Source organism: Maribacter chungangensis (genome assembly GCF_042676845.1).
Classification (GTDB): Bacteria; Bacteroidota; Bacteroidia; order Flavobacteriales; family Flavobacteriaceae; genus Maribacter; species Maribacter chungangensis.
Genome location: NZ_JBHTHY010000014.1, coordinates 77,196 through 97,141, shown reverse-complemented (window position 1 = coordinate 97,141; position 19,946 = coordinate 77,196). Strand labels below are relative to the sequence as shown.

Below are 19,946 nucleotides of genomic sequence, written 5' to 3'. Positions count from 1 at the left end.
TGGACGTACTCGTTCATTTCTGAAAAAATTGACGATTTAAAATAGGCGCGAATACTTTTAGACACTGACCATGGGCATCTAAAACACGGATTTTTGTACCAGTTCTCTGTTGAAATTAAGCCAAAGAAATTGAATTGCTTTTTTGGCCTGCGAAAAAGAAAAACCGTGCATAGCCTAGCTACGGCTTATTTTCAATTGGGAGATGGTATTAGGCCTAATGTGCCCTCGAACTCTAAGGGGAGAAACTTGGAATTACCGTGGGTATTCTGATCATAGGGACTAAGCAAGGCTATCTAGAAAATAATTTATATGCTAAAAACGCCTGTACCGCACTGGTACCACTTTAGGGGTTTACTTCAATAGCCCGTTACACAAGCCTATATCTATGATAACGGGGTCTTAATTTTTAAAAACAACCTACGATATTCATGGGGCGGCATATTGGCAATGGATTTGAATTGTTTGTTGAAATTGGATAGGGTGCTAAAGCCACATTCGTAACCAATTTCCGAAATATTCAAATTGTCCTCGAGAAGTAATTTTCGCGCATGACCAATTCGGATTTCATTTACAAAGCGGGTAAATGTTTTGTTTGCCCTTGGCTTAAAATATTTACAAAATGACGTAGTGTTCATATTCAACATATCGGAAACTTCTTTAAGTGCAATCTTATTTTTAAAGTTGGACATAACATAGGCGTAAACCAAACTCATTTTTTTTGTGTCATCTCCTTTTAATACATTGGTGTACGCAGGACTGGACAGTAATTTAAATTGATTGCTATTGGCAAGAACATTCACGATTTCCATTAAAAGAATGATTCTTTGAAACCCCTTTATGTTTCCCATTCGCAACAGTAATGGCTTTATTGTACGTTTTGTTTCCCCATAAAACTCAACCCCCCTAGCGGAATTTTTAATTAGTTTGTTAATGTGATAAAATTCATTTTTTTTCATTAGACCTTCATGTAGCAGCTCTTGATTAAAGTATATCACCAAACCTTTGGTAGACAGGTTACTGTCCGCATCAAAATAGGCTTCGTCACTCCTCCAAAGATGGGGAACATTTGGACCGGTCAGCACCAAATCCTCTTCTTCGAACGTTTCAACATGATCCCCAACAAAGCGGGTGCCCTTGCCTTTGACAATAAACGAGATTTGTAGTTCCGGATGAAAATGCCAATTCGGATTAAAATGCGGACTCACCAAATCCTTGAACAACAGAAGCTCATTGGGATTGAGGGTTTTCTCTATATTCGGAGTGGTCATTATTTTCTGTTAATTTCCAATATTTACTAAATTAGTGCAAAATAGTGTCATCTTTTAGCAAAATATAGGAAAATCAACGCGGTATCATAGCTTATATTTGTTAGGGTACGATACCGTACTGTATTTCTCTCCCCTATCTGCTTAGGATAGCTCATTAGTAACAGCTCTAATAAATTTAAGTTATGCAAAAAAACAACTTTCCAAAATTGCACAATGCTTCCTGGCCCGGAGTGGTGGGAAAAGGACCTGATTCCGAACCTCCAATAGATATTGATACTATGATCGAGCTAACGGCCAGTGCCGAGGTAGACGGCGTTAAATTTGATGGGTTTGACCTTTTTGTAGCGGACCCACATTTGGATATTGACTCGGACGACGATGCCATTAAGGTTATGGCCGATAAGGCGCTAGCTAAAAATTTAGAAATCGGAAGCTTGGTTGCGCCCATTTGGGCAGGCACTGGCGGTGGTTCTGCCATGGGGTCTGCCGAAGAACGAAAACAATTCGTGACACAGGTGCGTAAGGCCAGTAGTATTGGAAAAAAGTTAAGGGACCTTGGTATACGTCCCAATGGCGTTATACGAATAGACTCCTCCATAGATCCGGAAAGTTGGGCAAAAGATGAAGTGGGAAATACAAAGTTGATTGCCCAAACCTTTAGGGAGGCCTGCGATGTGGCGGCAGATTATGGTGAATCCTTAGCTGCCGAAGGAGAAATTTGTTGGGGCGGTATGCACGGTTGGAAAACCATGTTAAACACGCTGGAAGCTGTTGATAGGCCAAACATAGGATTCCAAGCGGATATGGCGCACACCTTGTTGTATCTTCTTGGTTATAACAAGGAAGATGAGCGAATTTTACCAAAAGATTTTGATTGGAACGATCGGGAAACCTTGACCGCCGGGCTCAAAACCTTGACAGCGGCCCTGAGACCTTGGACCATAGATTTTCATGTGGCACAAAACGACGGTACGGTATTTGGCGCAGGCTCCCACGATAAAACGGGAAGACATTGCCAAGCCGCCGATCCTAATGGTAAATTGGATATTGCTGTGGATGCGGGACACTGGTTACGGGATGAAAATGGAATATTGACCAAGAAATTTAATCATATATGTTGGGATGGCTGCATGTTTCCAAACGATGTAATGATGGAACCAAAAACTTGGAACGACATTTTGGCTGCTATGATAAAAGTGCGCGATCTACATGGTTGGTACCAAGCAGAATAAAACCTGGTCAGTAGGTAAAAAAGGAGTTCAACATTATTAGGATAGTATACTATGAGCGAAAAAAAGGAATTTAGGGTAGGATTGGTAGGCTATGGTTTTATGGGGCGTACCCATTCCAACGCCTATAAAAGAGTAGGGGATTTTTTCCCGGAACTAAAATACAAACCTGTATTAAAAGCCGTCTGTGCACGAAACGAAGAACGAGTAAAAGCGTTTGCCGAACAATGGGGGTACGAATCCTTTGAAACGGATTGGCGAAAATTAATTGCCCGTGACGATATTGATGCCATTGACATTTGCACGCCCAATAACATGCATGCCGAGATTGCCATCGCAGCGGCGGAGGCAGGAAAAATGGTACTGTGTGAAAAGCCTTTGGCTAGAACTGTTGCCGAGGCGCAGCCCATGGTAGACGCTATTGAAAAAGCTGGGGTGCCAAATACCGTGTATTTTAATTACAGGCGTATTCCTGCAGTAACTTTGGCCAAGCAGCTCATAGATTCAGGTAAATTGGGCAAGATTTTTCATTTTAGGTCTAATTTTTTACAAGATTGGACCATAAGTCCGGAATTGCCGCAAGGAGGTGAAGGGCTATGGCGTTTGGATAATAACGCTGCCGGATCCGGAGTAACCGGGGATCTCTTGGCACATTGTATCGATACTGCGATGTGGCTTAACGGTGGAATAAAAGATGTATCGGCCATGACCGAAACTTTTATTAAAGAGAGGGTACATAGCGCAACAGGGGAAAAGCAAGAGGTAACGATAGATGACGCTTGTATCTTCCATTGTCATTTTGATAATGGGTCGCTTGGCCTTTTTGAGTCTACAAGATATGCCAGAGGCCATAAGGCACTGTTTACATTTGAGATCAATGGCGAACATGCGTCCATTAAATGGAACCTACATGATTTGTCCCGTTTGGAATATTTTGACCATAGAGACGAATCTATCGAAAGAGGGTGGCGTTCCATCCACGTTACGGATGGGGACCAGCCGTATATGGACAAATGGTGGGTGCCCGGCCTTTCTATAGGCTACGAACATAGTTTTGTACATCAGGTAGCGGACTTCTTAAAAAATTTGGGAGAAGGAAAACCCTGTTCCCCAACCTTTCGTGAAGCACAGCAAACCCAAAAAGTATGCGAGGCGGTACTTACGTCCGCGACATCAAAAAGCTGGCAAGATACCGGTGTACAATGGGGCAGACCTTAACGTACAAAACCAAATTATTTTGGTATTTTAAGTGATATGTTTTTGAACCATCGTTATAGAACAGTTTAATAATTAATTTACAATACCTAAAAAATGAGCGCTACGTTAAAAGGTTTTTCACTACAGGGGACACAAAAGATATATCCGGATTCGGGTGTGGCAGTCACAAGCAATACGGCAGTGGTTACAATGGAAACACCCGAGCTAAAGAAAGGTGAAATTCTTGCAAAGACGCTATATACGGGAATATGCGGTTCGGACAATAGTGCCGCTATTGGTAAGGCAAATTTTGACTGGGTTCAACGCCCACGTATTATCGGGCATGAGTTTAGTGCCGAGGTTTTAGAATTGGGCCCCGGTGAGCATGGAGATGTTAAAGTTGGTGATATCTTTACCCCGCTGGCCATGTTGGGTTGCCGGGATGATGATTGCCCAGCTTGCAGTGTGGCAAAATGGAACCTGTGCCCGCAAAAAGAAATTATAGGCTTTCACAGAAACGGAGGTTTTGGTCAGCGGGTCGTCTTGGAATCTGATCGGGTAGTTCCTTTGATGCAAGGATTAACACCCGTGCAAGGTGCCTTGGTAGAGCCCTTGTCCATTATAACCAACGCCCTATACAATAAATGCCATATTAAACCGGGTCAAGATGTTGTGGTCTCGGGTTGTGGTATAATAGGCTTAATGTCCGCAGAAGTAGCACGGGCTTCAGGCGCAAGGGTTTTGGTCACAGGTATTGCCCATGACCGCAACATCCGGTTGAAAAAGGCAGAAGAAAGAGGATTCATAACCGTGGAAGTTTCCCCTGAAAATAGTTTGACAGCACAGTTAAAACAAGGAATTACAGATAGTAACGGCATCCCTTTTGGCAAGAACGGAAAAGTAGATGTACTTATTGAATGTTCCGGAGTCCCTGCGGTCCTCAGCGAGGCAATAGATGTGGTACGCCCGGAAGGAGATATATGTGTTATTGCTACCTATGGCACGGATGTGGCCATAAACGCCACCCATTTAACAAGGACCTCCCTAAACATGAAAGGGTCTATGGGTTCTTGTAGAGAGGATTATATGACGGCTATGAAGTTGATGGTTACCGGGGTGTTTCCCTCCCAGTTTTATACGGATCTATATGATTTTGAACAGGTGACCCAAGCATTTGAAGACTCTATAAAAGCACAGATCATGAAGGCCGTAGTAAAAATGAACTAAATGGGGATTCCCGATAAAAACAAATAATGCATAGAATATTTATAACAGGCGGAACCGGATGTATTGGTTCGGTTACCATATATAAACTTTTACAGTCCAATGAAGTTGCCAAAATAGTTATAGCAACACGATCAAACAATCCCGATCCTTTAAAATTATGGTTAGGCCAGGATTTGGATGCAAGACTCGAATTTGTAACCTTGGATGTTTCTAACTATTCGGATATAGAACGACTAGTTTTAGAGGTGGATCCTACACATATCATTCACTTGGGTGCCTATCAAAGTCCGGACTGTTCCCGCAACCATATCGGTGGTATGGAAATAAATATAGGTGGCACTATGGCCTTGTTCGATGCTGCTGAAAAACTCAAAAACCTCAAGAGATTCGTGTTTGCAAGTTCTGCGGCGGTTTATGGAATGCGTTCCATGTATGGGCAGGGCATTATCTCCGAAAACGCTCCCCTGGCCCCTCCCAACCACTATGGTATCTGGAAATTGGCAGGCGAACATCTGGCCCGTCTTTATCATGACAACACCAAAGTTCCAACGGTTTGTCTCCGTATCAACACCACATACGGAAAAGGGAGGGACAAAGGAAAGACCTCCGCACCTACCAATGCCCTTAAAGCAATTGCACTAGGCGCGGTAGAAGGAAAGCTTATGCCTTTTGAAATGCCCTATACAGGAAGGGAAAATTATCATTTTGTGGAAGATGTAGGCGCCCAGTTCGCTGCGGTAACCCTTCAGGATTTTAAAGGCTTCGGTGCATTTAATATTCAAGGGGAGACCATACCTATCCAAACATTTTTAGAGTTGGCCGCTGATGGGGCCAAAGCACTTGGCATGGGCAAGTATGCATCGCTACGTATTATGGATAAAGCCCCGCCGAATCTCTTTGTTTGTGATCTGGACCATACAAAAATCACGGAAGCCTTCGCCGATCTTCACCGTACCCCAATTTCGAAAGGAATCATAGAATCGCTTGTAGAATTTAAGTCCATGGCCCAAAAAGGTACCTTAACCTTATCTACACCTGGCTCATGAAAACACTGGGAATAGCATTTATAGGAGCCGGCGATATTGCGGATCTGCATGCAGAGGCCGTAAATGCCCTTCCCGATGCTACATTGCTCGGGCTCTGGAACAGGACCTTGGAGAAAGGTAGGGCAAAGGCAAAACAATTCGGATGTAAGGTGTACCCGTCGGTCGATGCATTGTTAAGTGATCCAAAAGTAGATGCTGTTTTTGTGTTGACCAACATGGAAACACATTGCGACTATACCGTAAGGGCTGCCGAGGCCGGAAAACATATTTTAGTAGAAAAGCCCGCAGCGGCATCTATCGCCGAATTGTCCAAAATGAACGCCGCTGTCAAAAAAGCGTCGGTACAATGTATGCCAGTGCACAATTATATATACGAACCTGGGATAGAGCGGGCAAAATCCATGATCGAAACCGGAAAACTAGGCAGTGTTACCCAGTTCTACATGATGTACAATATTCATCACGCCGATAATATCCGTGTCCGATACCCAGGGGTAATCCGCCAAATTTTAACCCATCATAGCTATACGATGCTGTATTTGGCCGGTAAGCCAAAAACCGTTTCTTGCTTTAAACAAACGGTTGACGATTCCCTTGCGCCTCAAGAAAATGTCGCGATGGCTACTGTTCAAATGCAAAATGGGACCTTGAGCCACCTCTGCGCCAGCTTTGCCAACGACGATCACGCCGGTGATCCTTGGACATGTATTATCAAAGTAATGGGGACGAAAGGAAGCACCCGCTACAGTTATCGCGATTTTGTGATCAATCAAAGGAACGGAGCCCACTCCCAAACCTATCAAAATTATCCGGAATCCATAAAGAATGCAGCGGCACATTTCATAAACCGTGTAGTACGTTTGGGCGAAGCGCCGCTGTCCGATCTAGAGGATGCCATTACCTGCCAAAAAATAATCGAGGCCTGTGAATTGTCCGTTGAAAAAGGAATTCATGTACCTTTAGTATAAACAAGTAATAAAGACGAGAGGATGTTACAAAAGTTCAAAACAAGTATAATAACGTCATTTTTTATCACCTTATTTTTTATCGGGTGTACAGAGCGGAAAGAAGCACTGGTGCACGTCAATAAAAACGACAACATCGTACTTATTGGTAATAATTTAGCTTCTCGAATGTTGAATTTTGGTCATTTCGAGACCGAAATGTACCTGCGTTTCCCCGATAGTTCTTTGGTGATCAGAAATATGGCGGATCCGGGCAACACACCGGGGTTTAGGCCACATTCCTCAAGAAAGTTGCCTTGGGCTTTTCCAGGAGCCGAGGAGTTCTATAAAAATGAATTGTCGAATAAATCTGGAAGTCAAGGTTTTTTTCCTACCGAAGACGAATGGCTTACCAACTTGGGCGCTGATGTTATTTTGGCATTTTTTGGATATAACGAATCCTTTGGGGGCGAAGCCGGTTTGCAAAATTTCAAGGAGGAACTCCAGGCATTTATCAGTCATTCCCAAAAGCAAGAGTACAACGAAAACGGAGCCGCAACCCTGGTTTTGGTGTCTCCTATTGCTTTTGAGGACCTGTCCACAAAAAGGGATCTGCCCAATGGCATTGAAGAGAATAAAAACCTGAAGTTGTACACGGAGGCTATGCGGGAAATCGCCGCCTTAAATCAGGTACCGTTCATAGATGCCTTTACCCCAAGTAAGTCTTGGATGAAGACCGAAAACCCGATCACGGCGGACGGCTTTCAGCTTAACGACAAAGGTTATCAAAAGTTTGGCAAGTTCCTTGCGGACGAGATTTTTGGGCAAGGTGCAACAAATGCAGAACCTAATAGAAAATTGGTGCACGATGCAGTCATGGAAAAGAACTGGTTTTGGCACAACCAAATAAAGCTGCCAAACGGCGTGCATGCCTGGGGGCGGCGGTATGATCCTTTCGGTCCGGACAACTATCCTTTTGAAAAGGAAAAAATACAACAAATGACGGCCATTAGGGATACGGCTATTTGGGAGGCGACCAAGGGAAAATCCTTTGATCTGGTAAGTGCTGATGCAAAAACAAGAACACTTCCGCCGGTAGTGTCGAATTATAATTCAGGAATGGGCAATGTTGAAGATGGCTATCAATATGGGCAAGATGCCTTGGATAAAATCAAAGTTGCACCGGGATATAAATTAGAGCTTTTTGCCTCGGAAGAAGAATTTGCGGATTTGGCAAATCCAGTTCAACTTTCCTTTGACAATAAAGGAAGACTTTGGGTGGGAGTGATGCCGTCCTATCCGCATTACAAACCGGGAGATAAAAAACCCCAGGATAAACTAATCATACTGGAAGATACCGACAATGATGGTAAGGCGGACAAACAAACCACTTTTGTAGACGATTTGAATTTGACCATAGGTTTTGAATTCGCACCAGAAGGGGTCTATGTGTCCCAAGGCACCAATCTTGTGTTATTAAAAGACACGGATGGCGATGATAAGGCAGATGAGAAAGAAATTATTTTAAGTGGCTTTGATGACCACGATACCCATCATACCGCCGGCGCTTTTGCCGCGGATCCTTCCGGTGCCATTTATATGGGCGAAGGTGTGTTCTTGCACACGAACGTTGAAACAGCTTATGGCCCGGTAAGGGCTACAAACGGGGGTTTTTATCGCTACAGTCCGCAGCGACACCATTTAGAACGTACGGCGCAATTGCCCATACCCAATCCATGGGGCATTGCATTTGATGATTGGGGCCAGCCGTTTTTCGCTCATACCTCCGGGCCCGATATGACATGGATGATGCCCGGCACTATAAAACCCCGTTATGGACAAACATCTCCCTTGCCCCAAAATTTAATACAAGATGAGCACCGTGTGCGACCTACCTCGGGCCTCGAGTTCGTATCTAGTCGTCATTTTCCCGATGAAGTACAAGGTGATATAATTATAAACAATACTATTGGCTTTTTGGGAACCAAGCAACATACCATGGTCGATGATCCCGAAAGTGCTGGATACAATAGTCGGTTCAGAAAAGACCTCCTCACCTCAACCGATACCAATTTTAGACCTGTTGATATGGAGTTTGCTCCCGATGGTTCCCTATATCTTGTAGATTGGCACAATGTACTTGTAGGCCACATGCAGCATAATGCTAGAGACCCGTTGCGCGATCATGTACATGGAAGAATTTATCGAATAACCTATCCGTCAAGGCCTTTGGTTACGCCGGCAAAGGTTTCGGATGCGAGTATAGCGGAACTCTTGGATAATTTAAAACTTCCCGAATTTAGAACGCGCTATCGTACAAAAAGGGAGTTGCGTGCTAGGGATGCAGAAGCGGTTTTGGAAAAAATAACACCTTGGGTCGCCAACCTTGATAAAAACGACCCAAAATACGAGCACAACCTGTTAGAGGCACTTTGGGTTACCTGGGGGCTGAACAAGGTAGACGAGTCTTTGCTAAATCAACTATTAAAAGCTAAGGATTTTAGGGCCCGTGCCGCAGCAGTAAAGGTTTTACGTTATAACGGACACCAGATTTCCAATCAAGCGGACCTTTTGATGCAGGCCGTTACGGATAAAAATCCAAGAGTACGCTTGGAAGCCTTTGTTGCAGCGTCATGGCTGCCTAAACAAACAGGCCTTCCTATTCTAGAAAAAGCGGGTGAAATGCCTTTGGACAAGTGGATGGAAAAACCTTACGAAGCAGCCTTGTCACATATCCAAGATGTTAATGTGGGTCAAGATCCGGAAACTAAGGGTACCAAGACGGATTTAGAAGGTGTGGAAAAAGACCTTTTTGTAAAGGGCGAGGAGATTTACAATAGAGAGGGATTTTGTGTCACCTGCCACCAAACGGACGGCAAGGGATTAAGTGCTTCACAATTTCCGCCGTTGGCAAAATCGCCATGGGTGACCGGTAGTGAGGAACGACTCATAAAATTAACACTGCACGGGCTTATGGGGCCTATGGAGCTTTTAGGCAAAACCTACCCGGGCCAAGTACCCATGACCCCTTATGGAGGAATGTTGAACGATACCGAGGTGGCCAGCGTGCTCACTTTTGTGAGGAATACCTTTGGAAATAAAGCTAGTGCCATTACTCCAGAAATGGTCAAAGAAGTGAGAGAAAGCACAAAGGACAAAGAAGGTTTTTACACGCCTGCGGAGCTATTGATCGAGCATCCTTTGGAATAGGGAGGAGATATGTTTCCCTATGGTAAACCATAAACATAAAATAGATGAAAAGACATTGTTTAGCACTTGATTTAAAAGATGACCCCGCATTAATTGCCAGCTATGAGGAGTACCATAAAAATGTATGGCCAGAAGTTTTGGATAGTCTTAAGGCTTCTGGAATAATCCACATGGAAATTTATCGTATCGGAAATAGACTTTTTATGATTATCGAAGTAACCGAGGAATTTTCCTTTCAGAAGAAGAGTGAAATGGACGCGAATAATTCTCGAGTTCAAGATTGGGAGGTGTTAATGTGGGAGTATCAAAAAGCCTTACCCTTCGCTAAGCAAGGCGAAAAATGGTTGCCTATGAACAAGATATTTGATTTTAGTATTGAAGTGTAACCTACTCATAAATCTATGGGAGGTGGTTTAAGATAAATGTTGTTTTTTAGTGCTGTAACATTTTTTCCGGCCTGATGAGTGCCGTTCGCTGTTCTGGTCAAGTATTTTATTAGGTATTCCCAAAGCTGTTTTGGAAACTTTAAAAAGGTTCGGTTCGGTACGTTTTCTGCGGAAGATAAAACGGCTTACGTATTGTTATTGCGTACGCTTTTGGCATTAAGCAAAGTCACCAGGATTACATATCCTAACGGCCCTCGCCTTTGCAAATAAGAAACCACGGGCTATCGCCCTAGTTCTTTATTTTTCTCCAAGATCGGGAACGGTGTTCCCTCTTTCCGTAAACCAAAGAACCACGCCAAAATGGGCGTGGTTTCTTGAGTGAAGTGATGGCACTAGGATTCGAACCTAGGACCGCCTGCTTAGAAGGCAGGTGCTCTATCCAGCTGAGCTATGCCACCATTTTTTAATCTGCGTGCAAATGTATTAAAAATTATAGCGTTGTAAAACGAAAACGGTTCAAAAAAAACGATTATATCCAAAGGACGTATAAGCCGGTATGGACACACCGGTGTTTTAAAAAACTGTTTGTGTGGTATGGTGTTGAAAATAAAGGGGATAGGGGTGTGATTGTGTTATTTTTTAGCGGAGCGATGACTTTCATAACGGTCATAGTTTTCCCAAATTTTATCCAGTACACTAAGAAAAATATCAAAATCTTCCTCTGAAATACCGGCGATACTCATTTCTCTAATATCCTTGATAATGGGCATTACGCGCTCCATCAATTCCTGGCCGGCAGGGGTCATGATCAGTTTAAATCGCTTTTGGTCATCCCGGAAGCGTGATTTCTTCAAAAAACCTTTTTTACAAAGTCCGCTGATTACCCGGGAGGTGGTAGCCCTGTTTCTAAAATTGGTGTTGCTTATTTCGGCTTGCGATGCATCGGTACCCAATAAATGTACCCTTCTAAGAATGACCCATTGTTCTATGGTAAGATCAATATCGTTTTCGGTAAATGCGGTAACAAAAGTAGCCTGTACCTTTTTTAAGGTACGATCTAAATACACGCCAAAACCTTCGGTACGATCCATAAATCATCGGTATAAAGGTCAAAAATAAGGAGAAAAAACAAAATAATGTTGTTGATGCAACAATATTAAAAATTTGTAGTATTTTTGATTGCCATAATACAAGCAGTGCGATGACAAAGAAACAGGAATCGGAAACTATCTTATTTAAAAGTTACATCCTTGAAGATAGTACCTATAAAGGCGGAGGAAAGAAAATTGTGATGCCAGACGGTATAGAGGTTCATAAGCTATCCTCTAACGAGAATCCTTTGGGTTTTTCAGATAAGGCTAAGGAAGCTATTACAAGGGCAACCAATGATTTAAGCCTCTATCCGGACAATACCGATATTCGACTACGAGAGGCATTGGTCAGGGATTTTCAAAACGAACTTTCTGTAGATCACTTCGTAACCGCCAATAGTGGTTCGGAGATTATCGATATCATATCCAAAGTATTTTTGTCGGAGGGTGATGAGATTATCGTTTCCCAACCCTGCTTTTTACCGTACACGGCTTTTACCAGATGGATGGGTGCTACCGCGATCAACGTTCCCATGACTCCTGATTATAATTACGATTTAGACGGGATTTTAAAAGCAATAACATCAAAAACAAGATTGGTGTTCTTGGCCTCGCCAAATAATCCGTCCGGGAATTATATTCCTTATCAGGATTTAAATACATTTTTATCAAAAATACCAAGCCATGTCATTGTCATTTATGATGAGGTGTACCGCCATTTTGCTGACGCCAAAGACTACACGTCTGCTTTGCCATTTGTAAAGGCAGGACATCATATCATAGCTATTAACAGTTTTTCAAAAACCTATGGTTTGGCGGGTTTGCGCGTAGGCTATTGCTATGCTCCGAAGGAATTGAGTAATTACATGAGAAAGATATGTAAGCCTTTCTTGCTTTCTTCCTTGGCACTAGAAGGTGCTATCGCCTCATTGGCGGATACGGCTTTTGTGGAAAAAACCGTTGACCTTGTTCGTACCGAACGCAGCTTTGTTTTAGCCGGATTAAAGGAGCTAGGTATTACCTTTTGGCCTACCCAAGGTAATTTCGTTTTGATAGATCCGCCTGTAGAAGCTATAAAATTTACCTCCTTAATGGAACAACAGGGGATTATGGTACGTCCCGTAGGGGTCTTTGGTGCGCCAGGCAAAGTGCGTATTTCCTTTGGGGTCAGAGCGGCCAATACGGCCATGCTTTCCGCTATTAAAACCGTGTTAAATAATTAGAACTTCAGGGATTATTATATAATTTTAGAGAACATGTTGCATAAACAACAAAAAGATAAAAAAATGGATACGACTACCTTGCCTAAACTACATGAAAACGCGAAAGATTTTATGCCTATAAACGGTACGGATTATCTAGAGCTGTATGTGAGCAACTCAAAACAAGCGGCGCATTTTTATAAGACTGCTTTTGGATTTCAATCTTTAGCCTATGCCGGATTGGAGACCGGACTCAAAGACAGGGAAAGTTACGTAGTTATTCAGGATAAGATTCGTTTGGTGCTTACATCGCCCTTAAAAAGTGGAACGGCAATTGGCAAGCATATAGATGATCATGGAGATGGAGTAAAAGTGGTTGCGCTATGGGTCGATGATGCCACCTATGCCTATAACACGGCCATGGAGAAAGGGGCCAAATCCTATATGGAACCAAAGACCGAGGAGGATGCCGATGGTACCGTAGTGCATTCCGGAATTTACACTTATGGCGAAACGGTCCATATTTTTGTAGAACGTAAAAACTATAACGGAACCTTTTTGCCCGGCTATAGAAAATGGGAGACCCCGGATTACAATCCGTCTCCAACCGGTTTAAAATATGTAGATCACATGGTAGGCAATGTAGGATGGAACAGAATGAACCAATGGGTAGATTTCTATGCCAACGTGTTGGGTTTCACTCAGATTTTATCTTTTGATGATAAGGATATTTCTACGGATTTTACCGCGTTAATGAGTAAGGTGATGAGCAACGGAAACGGGCGTATCAAATTTCCGATCAACGAGCCTGCAGAAGGAAAGAAAAAGTCTCAAGTGGAAGAGTACTTGGATTTTTATGAAGGCGAAGGTATACAGCATATCGCAGTAGCTACTGATGATATCATAAAAACGGTAAGAGAATTAAAAAGTAGGGGAATCGAGTTTTTAAAAGTTCCGGATACCTATTATGATGTCGTTTTGGACCGTGTGGGCAAGATAGATGAAGATATTGCACCCTTAAAGGAACTGGGTATTTTGGTGGATCGGGATGATGAAGGCTACTTATTGCAGATTTTCACAAGACCGGTAGAGCCAAGACCCACCATGTTTTTTGAAATTATTCAGAGAAAGGGTGCACAGTCATTCGGAAAGGGTAACTTTAAAGCACTGTTCGAGGCCATTGAACGGGAGCAAGAGCTTAGAGGTACCTTGCACTAGGGTTTAAAGTTTCAGGTTCAAGGTTAAAAAAGGTAGTTAGTGTAAATAAAGAGGATTAAGTAGTTGGTCATAAGTTGGTAAGTAAAAAGAGGTGTGTAGCATCACATATTTGGCTCTTGACTCTTGACTCTTGAAATGGAATCCTCCTGCGGCGGACAGGCTTGACACTTGAATCCTGTTACGGCGGACAGGCTTTATTTTGTATTTAAACTTAAACTAAAAAAAATGCCCATATATCACAACTTAGGTAAATTTCCACAAAAGCGGCACACCCAGTTTCGGAAACCTGACGGAAACTTGTATTATGAGCAATTATTTGGAACGATCGGTTTTGATGGCATGTCCTCATTGCTCTACCATGTACACAGGCCTACCCAGGTTAAGGAAATAGGAAAGGCTATGGACATGACCCCAAAGATTGCCGTGGCCAAAAATATTGCTTCCCGTAAACTTGTTGGCTTTGATGTGGCGCCAAAAGACGATTTTTTGGACTCGCGCGAACCTATGATGGTCAATAGTGACGTGTTAATTGGTCTCGCTGCTCCAAGAAAATCCATGACGGAATATTTTTATAAAAACTCCGATGCAGATGAGATGCTGTTCATTCATAAGGGAACGGGAACCTTAAAAACTTTCTTAGGGAATATTCCGTTTGAATATGGGGATTACCTCATTATTCCGAGGGGAATGATATATCAGATGGAATTTGATACGGAGGACAATCGCATCTTGTACGCAGAATCTGCGCATCCCATTTATACGCCAAAACGCTATCGAAATTGGTTTGGACAGTTACTGGAACACTCGCCTTTCTGCGAGCGGGATTATAAGCTGCCACAAGACCTTCAAACGCACGATGAGAAGGGTGATTTTGTAATGAAGATAAAAAAACAGGGCATGCTACATCATTTGGTCTATGCCACACATCCTTTTGATGTGGTAGGTTGGGACGGTTATAATTACCCCTACGGTTTTTCGATCCATAATTTTGAGCCTATTACAGGACGTGTGCACCAACCGCCACCAGTGCATCAGACCTTTGAAACAAGTGCTTTTGTGATATGTTCCTTCTGCCCGCGTTTGTATGATTATCATCCAAAATCCATTCCGGCTCCTTACAATCATTCCAATATAGATTCGGATGAGATGTTGTACTATGTAGATGGCGATTTCATGAGTAGGACCGGTATTGGTCCGGGATATATATCATTGCACCCTGCAGGTATTCCCCATGGTCCCCATCCGGGAACCTACGAGGCAAGTATCGGCAAAACAAAGACCGAGGAGTTGGCCGTAATGATCGATACCTTTAAGCCGCTTCAACTCACCGAAAATGCAATGAAAATTGATGACGGAAAGTATTTTAAGTCGTGGTTGGATAAGGAGTGATGTGAAAAATGGCACTATAATAAAGAATACGACTTTGTGTTAGGATGTCACTTCGAGTGACTTTTTCGACCATTTCGGGAGTAAAAGTCGTATCGAGAAATCTAAATAGTATAAAAAGTTATCGATAAAAAACCACTTACAGGGTTTCACTCGAACTGACAATATAATTTTAAAAATTGACTTTTAAGCCATGTTAGAACTAAAGAATACTAATTACTAATAAGTTACAAAGCTATTAGATATTTAAAAAACATACATGAAAAAACTTACATCTTGGCTGGACATTCCGGCCGATTCTGATTTTAGTATATATAATCTGCCTTTTGGCATCTTTTCAAAGAAAAAAGGAAAAACAAGGGCGGGTATCGCCATCGGAAATCATATTGTAGATTTGGCCGCCTTGGCCGAAGCGGAACTGATAGACGTTTCTCCCTTCGTATTCAGACAATCCACCTTGAACGAATTTATCGGTCTGGGAAAAGAAGTAACCAATAAGGTACGACTAGATGTACAAGGCTTATTGATCGATGCCGATTCTCCCCTAAAGAAAAAACCGGAAATCTTGGTCCCACAGGCCGATGTACAAATGCATCTACCGGTTCACATTGGAGACTATACCGATTTTTATTCCAGTATAGAACATGCTACCAACGTGGGTAAAATGTTTCGTGATCCCGAGAACGCGCTTTTACCAAATTGGAGGCATATTCCGGTCGGGTATCATGGCAGGGCATCGTCCATTGTAGTAAGTGGTACGCCTATCAAAAGACCAAAAGGACAATTGATGCCCAAAGATGCTACCGCGCCGGTATTCAAACCCTCCGGCAGACTGGATTTTGAACTGGAAATGGGTTTCATCACGGGAAAAAACACGCAATTGGGTACCAGTATAGGGACCAAGGAGGCCGAGGATTATATTTTTGGTCTGGTTTTGTTCAATGACTGGTCCGCACGTGATATCCAAAAATGGGAATACGTTCCTTTAGGGCCTTTTTTGGGTAAGAACTTTGGCTCTTCCATTTCGCCTTGGATCGTTACCATAGAGGCATTGGAACCTTTTAAGGTTGCCGGACCAAAACAGGATCCGGAGGTATTGCCGTATTTGAAATATGAAGGAAACCAGAATTACGATGTGCAATTGGAAGTCGCCCTGCAACCCGAGAACGGTGAGGAACAAACGGTGAGCAGTTCCAATTTTAAATACATGTATTGGAACATGGCGCAGCAATTGGCGCACCATACCATCAACGGTTGTAATATCCATATTGGCGATGTCATGGCATCGGGCACCATTTCCGGAAAGGATGAAAGTTCGTACGGATCAATGCTGGAAATTTCATGGGGCGGTTCCAAACCCATTACCTTAAAGGACGGCAGTACGCGTACGTTCATAGAAGATAACGATACGGTTATCATGAGAGGTTTTGCAGAAAAAGACGGAATCAAAGTTGGTTTTGGAGAAGTACGTGGAACTATTTTACCTGCGGATTAAGGTCGATTTGTTGTCGTAAACCTTAAATATAGTTTGGTATTATAGAAATTGATTGTTCAGATGAGTGTTAGTCCAAGCGCAATCGAAGACCAATAAGTTTATAGGATTATCCGCATTTCCCCCGAACCGTCGGGGGCGCTCAATGTGACATTTTCATGTCATGTCGATAATTTTGAATTATGTTTTAAACCGATTAAAACGAATGAACAAAAAAATAAAAACCATTTCCCCTTCGGATGTTTCACAGCCGGAATTGCATAGCTATTTATTATCGGCCGTAGCGCCAAGGCCTATCTGTTTTGCCAGTACGGTAGACAAGGACGGGAATGTAAATTTAAGTCCGTTTAGTTTTTTCAATGTGTTTAGTTCCAATCCGCCCGTGCTTATCTTTTCTCCCGCCCGTAGCGGACGCGATGGTAGCATGAAACATACGCATCAAAACGTATTGGAAGTGCCTGAGGTGGTCATCAATATCGTCAACTACCCCATGGTAGAGCAGATGTCCCTTGCTAGTACAGCTTACGATAAAGGCGTAAATGAATTTGAAAAGGCAGGATTTACACAAGTGAAGAGCGATGTAGTTTCCCCTCCAAGGGTAGGGGAGGCACCGGTAGCTTTAGAGTGTACGGTAACCCAAGTAATTCCCCTGGCGGATGCGCCCGGAGCAGGAAATCTAGTCCTAGCACGAGTAGAGCGTATGCATATCCAAGAAGAATATTTGGATGCGGAGGGACAGTTAGACACCCAAAGATTAGACCTGATCGGTAGAATGGGCGGCAGTTGGTACACCCGCTCCAGTGGTGATTCCCTTTTTGAAATCCCCAAACCTTTGCGCACCAAAGGTATTGGGGTGGATAATTTGCCAAAAGTAGTTGTAGAGAGCACCGTGCTTACCGGAAATAACTTAGGCCGTTTGGGGAATTTAGAACGCCTGCCTTCTCCCCAAGCAATTGCAGATATACAAAAAGATACCGAAGTTATTTCCATATTGGAAGTATCTGATAATCATTGGTTAAAGGAAAAAGCCCACGAATTGGCCAAAAAGTGGATAGAAACCAATCGGGCTAATGATGCACTTGCCCTTTTGCTTAGTTTGGGCTAAAAGCTTCAAGTTGTGATAGATGTTCCTTGTCTCCCGTCAATTGCCATTGTCCCAAACTAATAGGAATATTACCAATACTGTTCAATCCGTCAAAAAAGGATTTAAGTTGGAACTCGGTGCCGTCGTTTTCCAGTTTTCGGGCATATTCGGCCAAGGCTTGTTCTACCAAATATTTACCGGTAATGTAACTGGTTCCATAACCTGGTTGTCTTAGGTACAGGTGTTGTTCAAAAATAAGTAGCTCTTTCTCGGTCTTCATCCATCCCCTTGGGGTAAAGTCGGAATGGATCTTGCCGGCCTCTTCCATGGTCATTTCGTTCGCATGTGCATACAAGGAACCTAGTCCACGGGCGGCACGTTGGGCGATCATAATATATACGATTTCCCGCACACGCGGACTATCGTCATACAAGCCCGCTTGCATAAACAATTCTTCCACGGCCGTAGCCATACCCTCGTTTCGCGAATCGAAAATATTGTACAAAAGGGCGTTTTTCCGAATACTGCTTTGGTGCGGTTCGTTGTCCATACGGGCAAGCTCAAACCAGTGGTAAAAGTGAGAAAAAAGGGGTCGCGGATCATAATGCGCCGTAATCCAAAAGAAATTCCGTTTTTCTTCTGGAATAAATTTGCCGTAATGTGCTTTCAGTGCGGGTTCGTAGTAGTCCTTAACGGTTACGATATCTTGGTCTTCAAGGAACGACAATAAACTGTTCGCCGCTTTTTCGTTTAACAGTGCATAATCCTCTGGCGTGCTGGCTGCCGTTAATGTTGGTAAATCCCTATTGCGATGTTCTTCCAATTTTAGCCCTGCCCACGCCCGCGTAAGCTCTCTTTTTAGGAGAAGGACTTCGTCTTCCCACGTCATGGGTACGAGGTGAACGTTCTGTTGGTACCAGGTATAATTATCCTTGCCAATACCCGATGGTCCTGTTTTGGATGATGCCCGTGCTTTCAGCCAAGTTGCCAAGTCTTGGGTTGCTGCAATCGCCTTATCAATGGCTTTAAGGACCTGTTTGTCCTTTCCGATTCCAGGTTTTCGCTTTAGGTTTTCCAAGTTGGTGGTTTGGGAATGGATGTCCCGTATGCCCGTAATCCATAAATCTTTTGCATTGCCTGTGAGGTTTATTTTGGCCTGTGCATTTAAGGCCGGAATTACGTTAAGCTGGGTGATAAATTCCTTTCGTCTCTCCTCTGATAACGGAAAATTATATTGCCAGACCTCTAAAACGGCATGGTGGGTGGGTCCTTCGTGGGCAGGCACATCGCTACGGGAATTCCATATCGTTTTGTAAAAGGCGGGGTCTCGCTCCCACGGTTTTAGAATACGTTGGTTAAAATCATAACCGTTCATTTCCGCTTTTACAATATGCCAGTCTACCTGTTTATCAATTGGCCAAGATGTGATGTCCAGATTGTTTAGACGTTGTTGAAAAAGTTTGAAATTGGCATCCCTTCGAAGAAAAGTTTCCGGTCGGTAGTCTGGAGCACCTTCAAATAAAGGTGGAGTTTCGAATGCACGCCACTCTTGGAAGAGTTTTTCTAACGCCTCGTACGAACTGCCGGCATTAGACTGTCCATTGCTGTTGCCGGTAGAAAACAACAACAGGATTAAAAGTATTTTTAAACTACCGATTGCTGTTTTTTTCATACTATTTTTTTGAGAATTATGTACCTAGTTAGACTCTAAAAGTAGATAAAAAAAGTTTTTCCATATTTGAAACGAAGTAAATAATGAAAAATGTTGTTCTTAGTGATCGGGAAAAGACCATTTTGGAACGTATCATACACTTTTACAGGCTACAGAAAAACTCTGTGACAAAGTAAATGGAAGTCTATATAGTATTCAAACGCATGTACATGGAGAGGTAGCGACTACCACTGCGCCGCCAAAGCTACTGTCCATACAGCTATCAATCATGAACCGTTTCATACCAATAACAGC

At 43.0% G+C, this 19,946-nt stretch carries 15 protein-coding genes and 1 tRNA gene; 12 read left to right on the top strand and 4 right to left on the bottom strand.

What is annotated here, in order from left to right:
* Positions 1–383: 383 nt before the first annotated feature.
* Complete coding sequence (locus tag ACFQZJ_RS14800; protein WP_379935628.1) at positions 384–1,268, bottom strand: AraC family transcriptional regulator; 885 nt, start codon at positions 1,266–1,268, stop codon at positions 384–386.
* 182 nt (positions 1,269–1,450) lie between these two features.
* On the opposite strand from ACFQZJ_RS14800, the gene ACFQZJ_RS14795 reads away from it, so the two are divergent.
* The 7 genes from ACFQZJ_RS14795 (at position 1,451) to ACFQZJ_RS14765 (ending at position 10,507) form a co-directional block, all read left to right on the top strand.
* On the top strand, positions 1,451–2,500 hold the full coding sequence (locus ACFQZJ_RS14795; RefSeq protein WP_379935626.1) for a TIM barrel protein: 1,050 nt from the start codon (positions 1,451–1,453) through the stop codon (positions 2,498–2,500).
* Between the two features lie 51 nt (positions 2,501–2,551).
* Positions 2,552–3,715 carry a Gfo/Idh/MocA family protein gene (locus ACFQZJ_RS14790; RefSeq protein ID WP_379935625.1) on the top strand — a complete coding sequence of 388 codons (1,164 nt, stop codon included), beginning with the start codon at positions 2,552–2,554 and terminating at the stop codon, positions 3,713–3,715.
* Between the two features lie 93 nt (positions 3,716–3,808).
* On the top strand, positions 3,809–4,921 hold the full coding sequence (locus tag ACFQZJ_RS14785) for a zinc-dependent alcohol dehydrogenase (protein ID WP_379935623.1): 1,113 nt from the start codon (positions 3,809–3,811) through the stop codon (positions 4,919–4,921).
* A gap of 26 nt (positions 4,922–4,947) precedes the next feature.
* Positions 4,948–5,967 carry an NAD-dependent epimerase/dehydratase family protein gene (locus ACFQZJ_RS14780; protein ID WP_379935621.1) on the top strand — a complete coding sequence of 340 codons (1,020 nt, stop codon included), beginning with the start codon at positions 4,948–4,950 and terminating at the stop codon, positions 5,965–5,967.
* The gene (locus tag ACFQZJ_RS14775; protein ID WP_379935620.1) at positions 5,964–6,935 is read left to right on the top strand and encodes a Gfo/Idh/MocA family protein; all 972 of its coding nucleotides are present in this window, start codon (positions 5,964–5,966) and stop codon (positions 6,933–6,935) included. The genes ACFQZJ_RS14780 and ACFQZJ_RS14775 overlap by 4 nt, the downstream gene beginning before the upstream one ends.
* Positions 6,936–6,956: 21 nt before the next feature.
* A complete protein-coding gene (locus ACFQZJ_RS14770; RefSeq protein WP_379935618.1) occupies positions 6,957–10,121 on the top strand; it encodes a PVC-type heme-binding CxxCH protein in 3,165 nt (1,054 codons plus the stop codon).
* A gap of 44 nt (positions 10,122–10,165) precedes the next feature.
* A complete protein-coding gene (locus tag ACFQZJ_RS14765) occupies positions 10,166–10,507 on the top strand; it encodes an L-rhamnose mutarotase (protein ID WP_379935616.1) in 342 nt (113 codons plus the stop codon).
* Between the two features lie 384 nt (positions 10,508–10,891).
* On the opposite strand, the gene ACFQZJ_RS14760 is transcribed toward ACFQZJ_RS14765, so the two are convergent.
* Positions 10,892–10,965 (bottom strand) — tRNA-Arg (locus ACFQZJ_RS14760).
* Positions 10,966–11,139: 174 nt separating this feature from the next.
* Complete coding sequence (locus ACFQZJ_RS14755; RefSeq protein ID WP_379935614.1) at positions 11,140–11,598, bottom strand: MarR family winged helix-turn-helix transcriptional regulator; 459 nt, start codon at positions 11,596–11,598, stop codon at positions 11,140–11,142.
* A 110-nt stretch (positions 11,599–11,708) separates the two neighbouring features.
* On the opposite strand from ACFQZJ_RS14755, the gene ACFQZJ_RS14750 reads away from it, so the two are divergent.
* From ACFQZJ_RS14750 to ACFQZJ_RS14730, 5 genes are all read left to right on the top strand, one after another.
* The gene (locus tag ACFQZJ_RS14750) at positions 11,709–12,821 is read left to right on the top strand and encodes a pyridoxal phosphate-dependent aminotransferase (protein ID WP_379935612.1); all 1,113 of its coding nucleotides are present in this window, start codon (positions 11,709–11,711) and stop codon (positions 12,819–12,821) included.
* Positions 12,822–12,884: 63 nt separating this feature from the next.
* Complete coding sequence (gene hppD, locus ACFQZJ_RS14745; protein ID WP_379935611.1) at positions 12,885–14,018, top strand: 4-hydroxyphenylpyruvate dioxygenase; 1,134 nt, start codon at positions 12,885–12,887, stop codon at positions 14,016–14,018.
* Positions 14,019–14,243: 225 nt separating this feature from the next.
* A complete protein-coding gene (locus tag ACFQZJ_RS14740; protein WP_379935610.1) occupies positions 14,244–15,407 on the top strand; it encodes a homogentisate 1,2-dioxygenase in 1,164 nt (387 codons plus the stop codon).
* 256 nt (positions 15,408–15,663) lie between these two features.
* The gene (gene fahA / locus ACFQZJ_RS14735) at positions 15,664–16,899 is read left to right on the top strand and encodes a fumarylacetoacetase (protein WP_379935608.1); all 1,236 of its coding nucleotides are present in this window, start codon (positions 15,664–15,666) and stop codon (positions 16,897–16,899) included.
* A 202-nt stretch (positions 16,900–17,101) separates the two neighbouring features.
* Complete coding sequence (locus ACFQZJ_RS14730; protein ID WP_379935606.1) at positions 17,102–18,001, top strand: flavin reductase family protein; 900 nt, start codon at positions 17,102–17,104, stop codon at positions 17,999–18,001.
* Here the strand turns inward: ACFQZJ_RS14730 and ACFQZJ_RS14725 are convergent.
* Positions 17,988–19,652 (bottom strand): hypothetical protein, encoded by a 1,665-nt coding sequence (locus ACFQZJ_RS14725; RefSeq protein ID WP_379935605.1) that lies wholly within the window; start codon positions 19,650–19,652, stop codon positions 17,988–17,990. The genes ACFQZJ_RS14730 and ACFQZJ_RS14725 overlap by 14 nt on opposite strands.
* Positions 19,653–19,946: the final 294 nt, after the last annotated feature.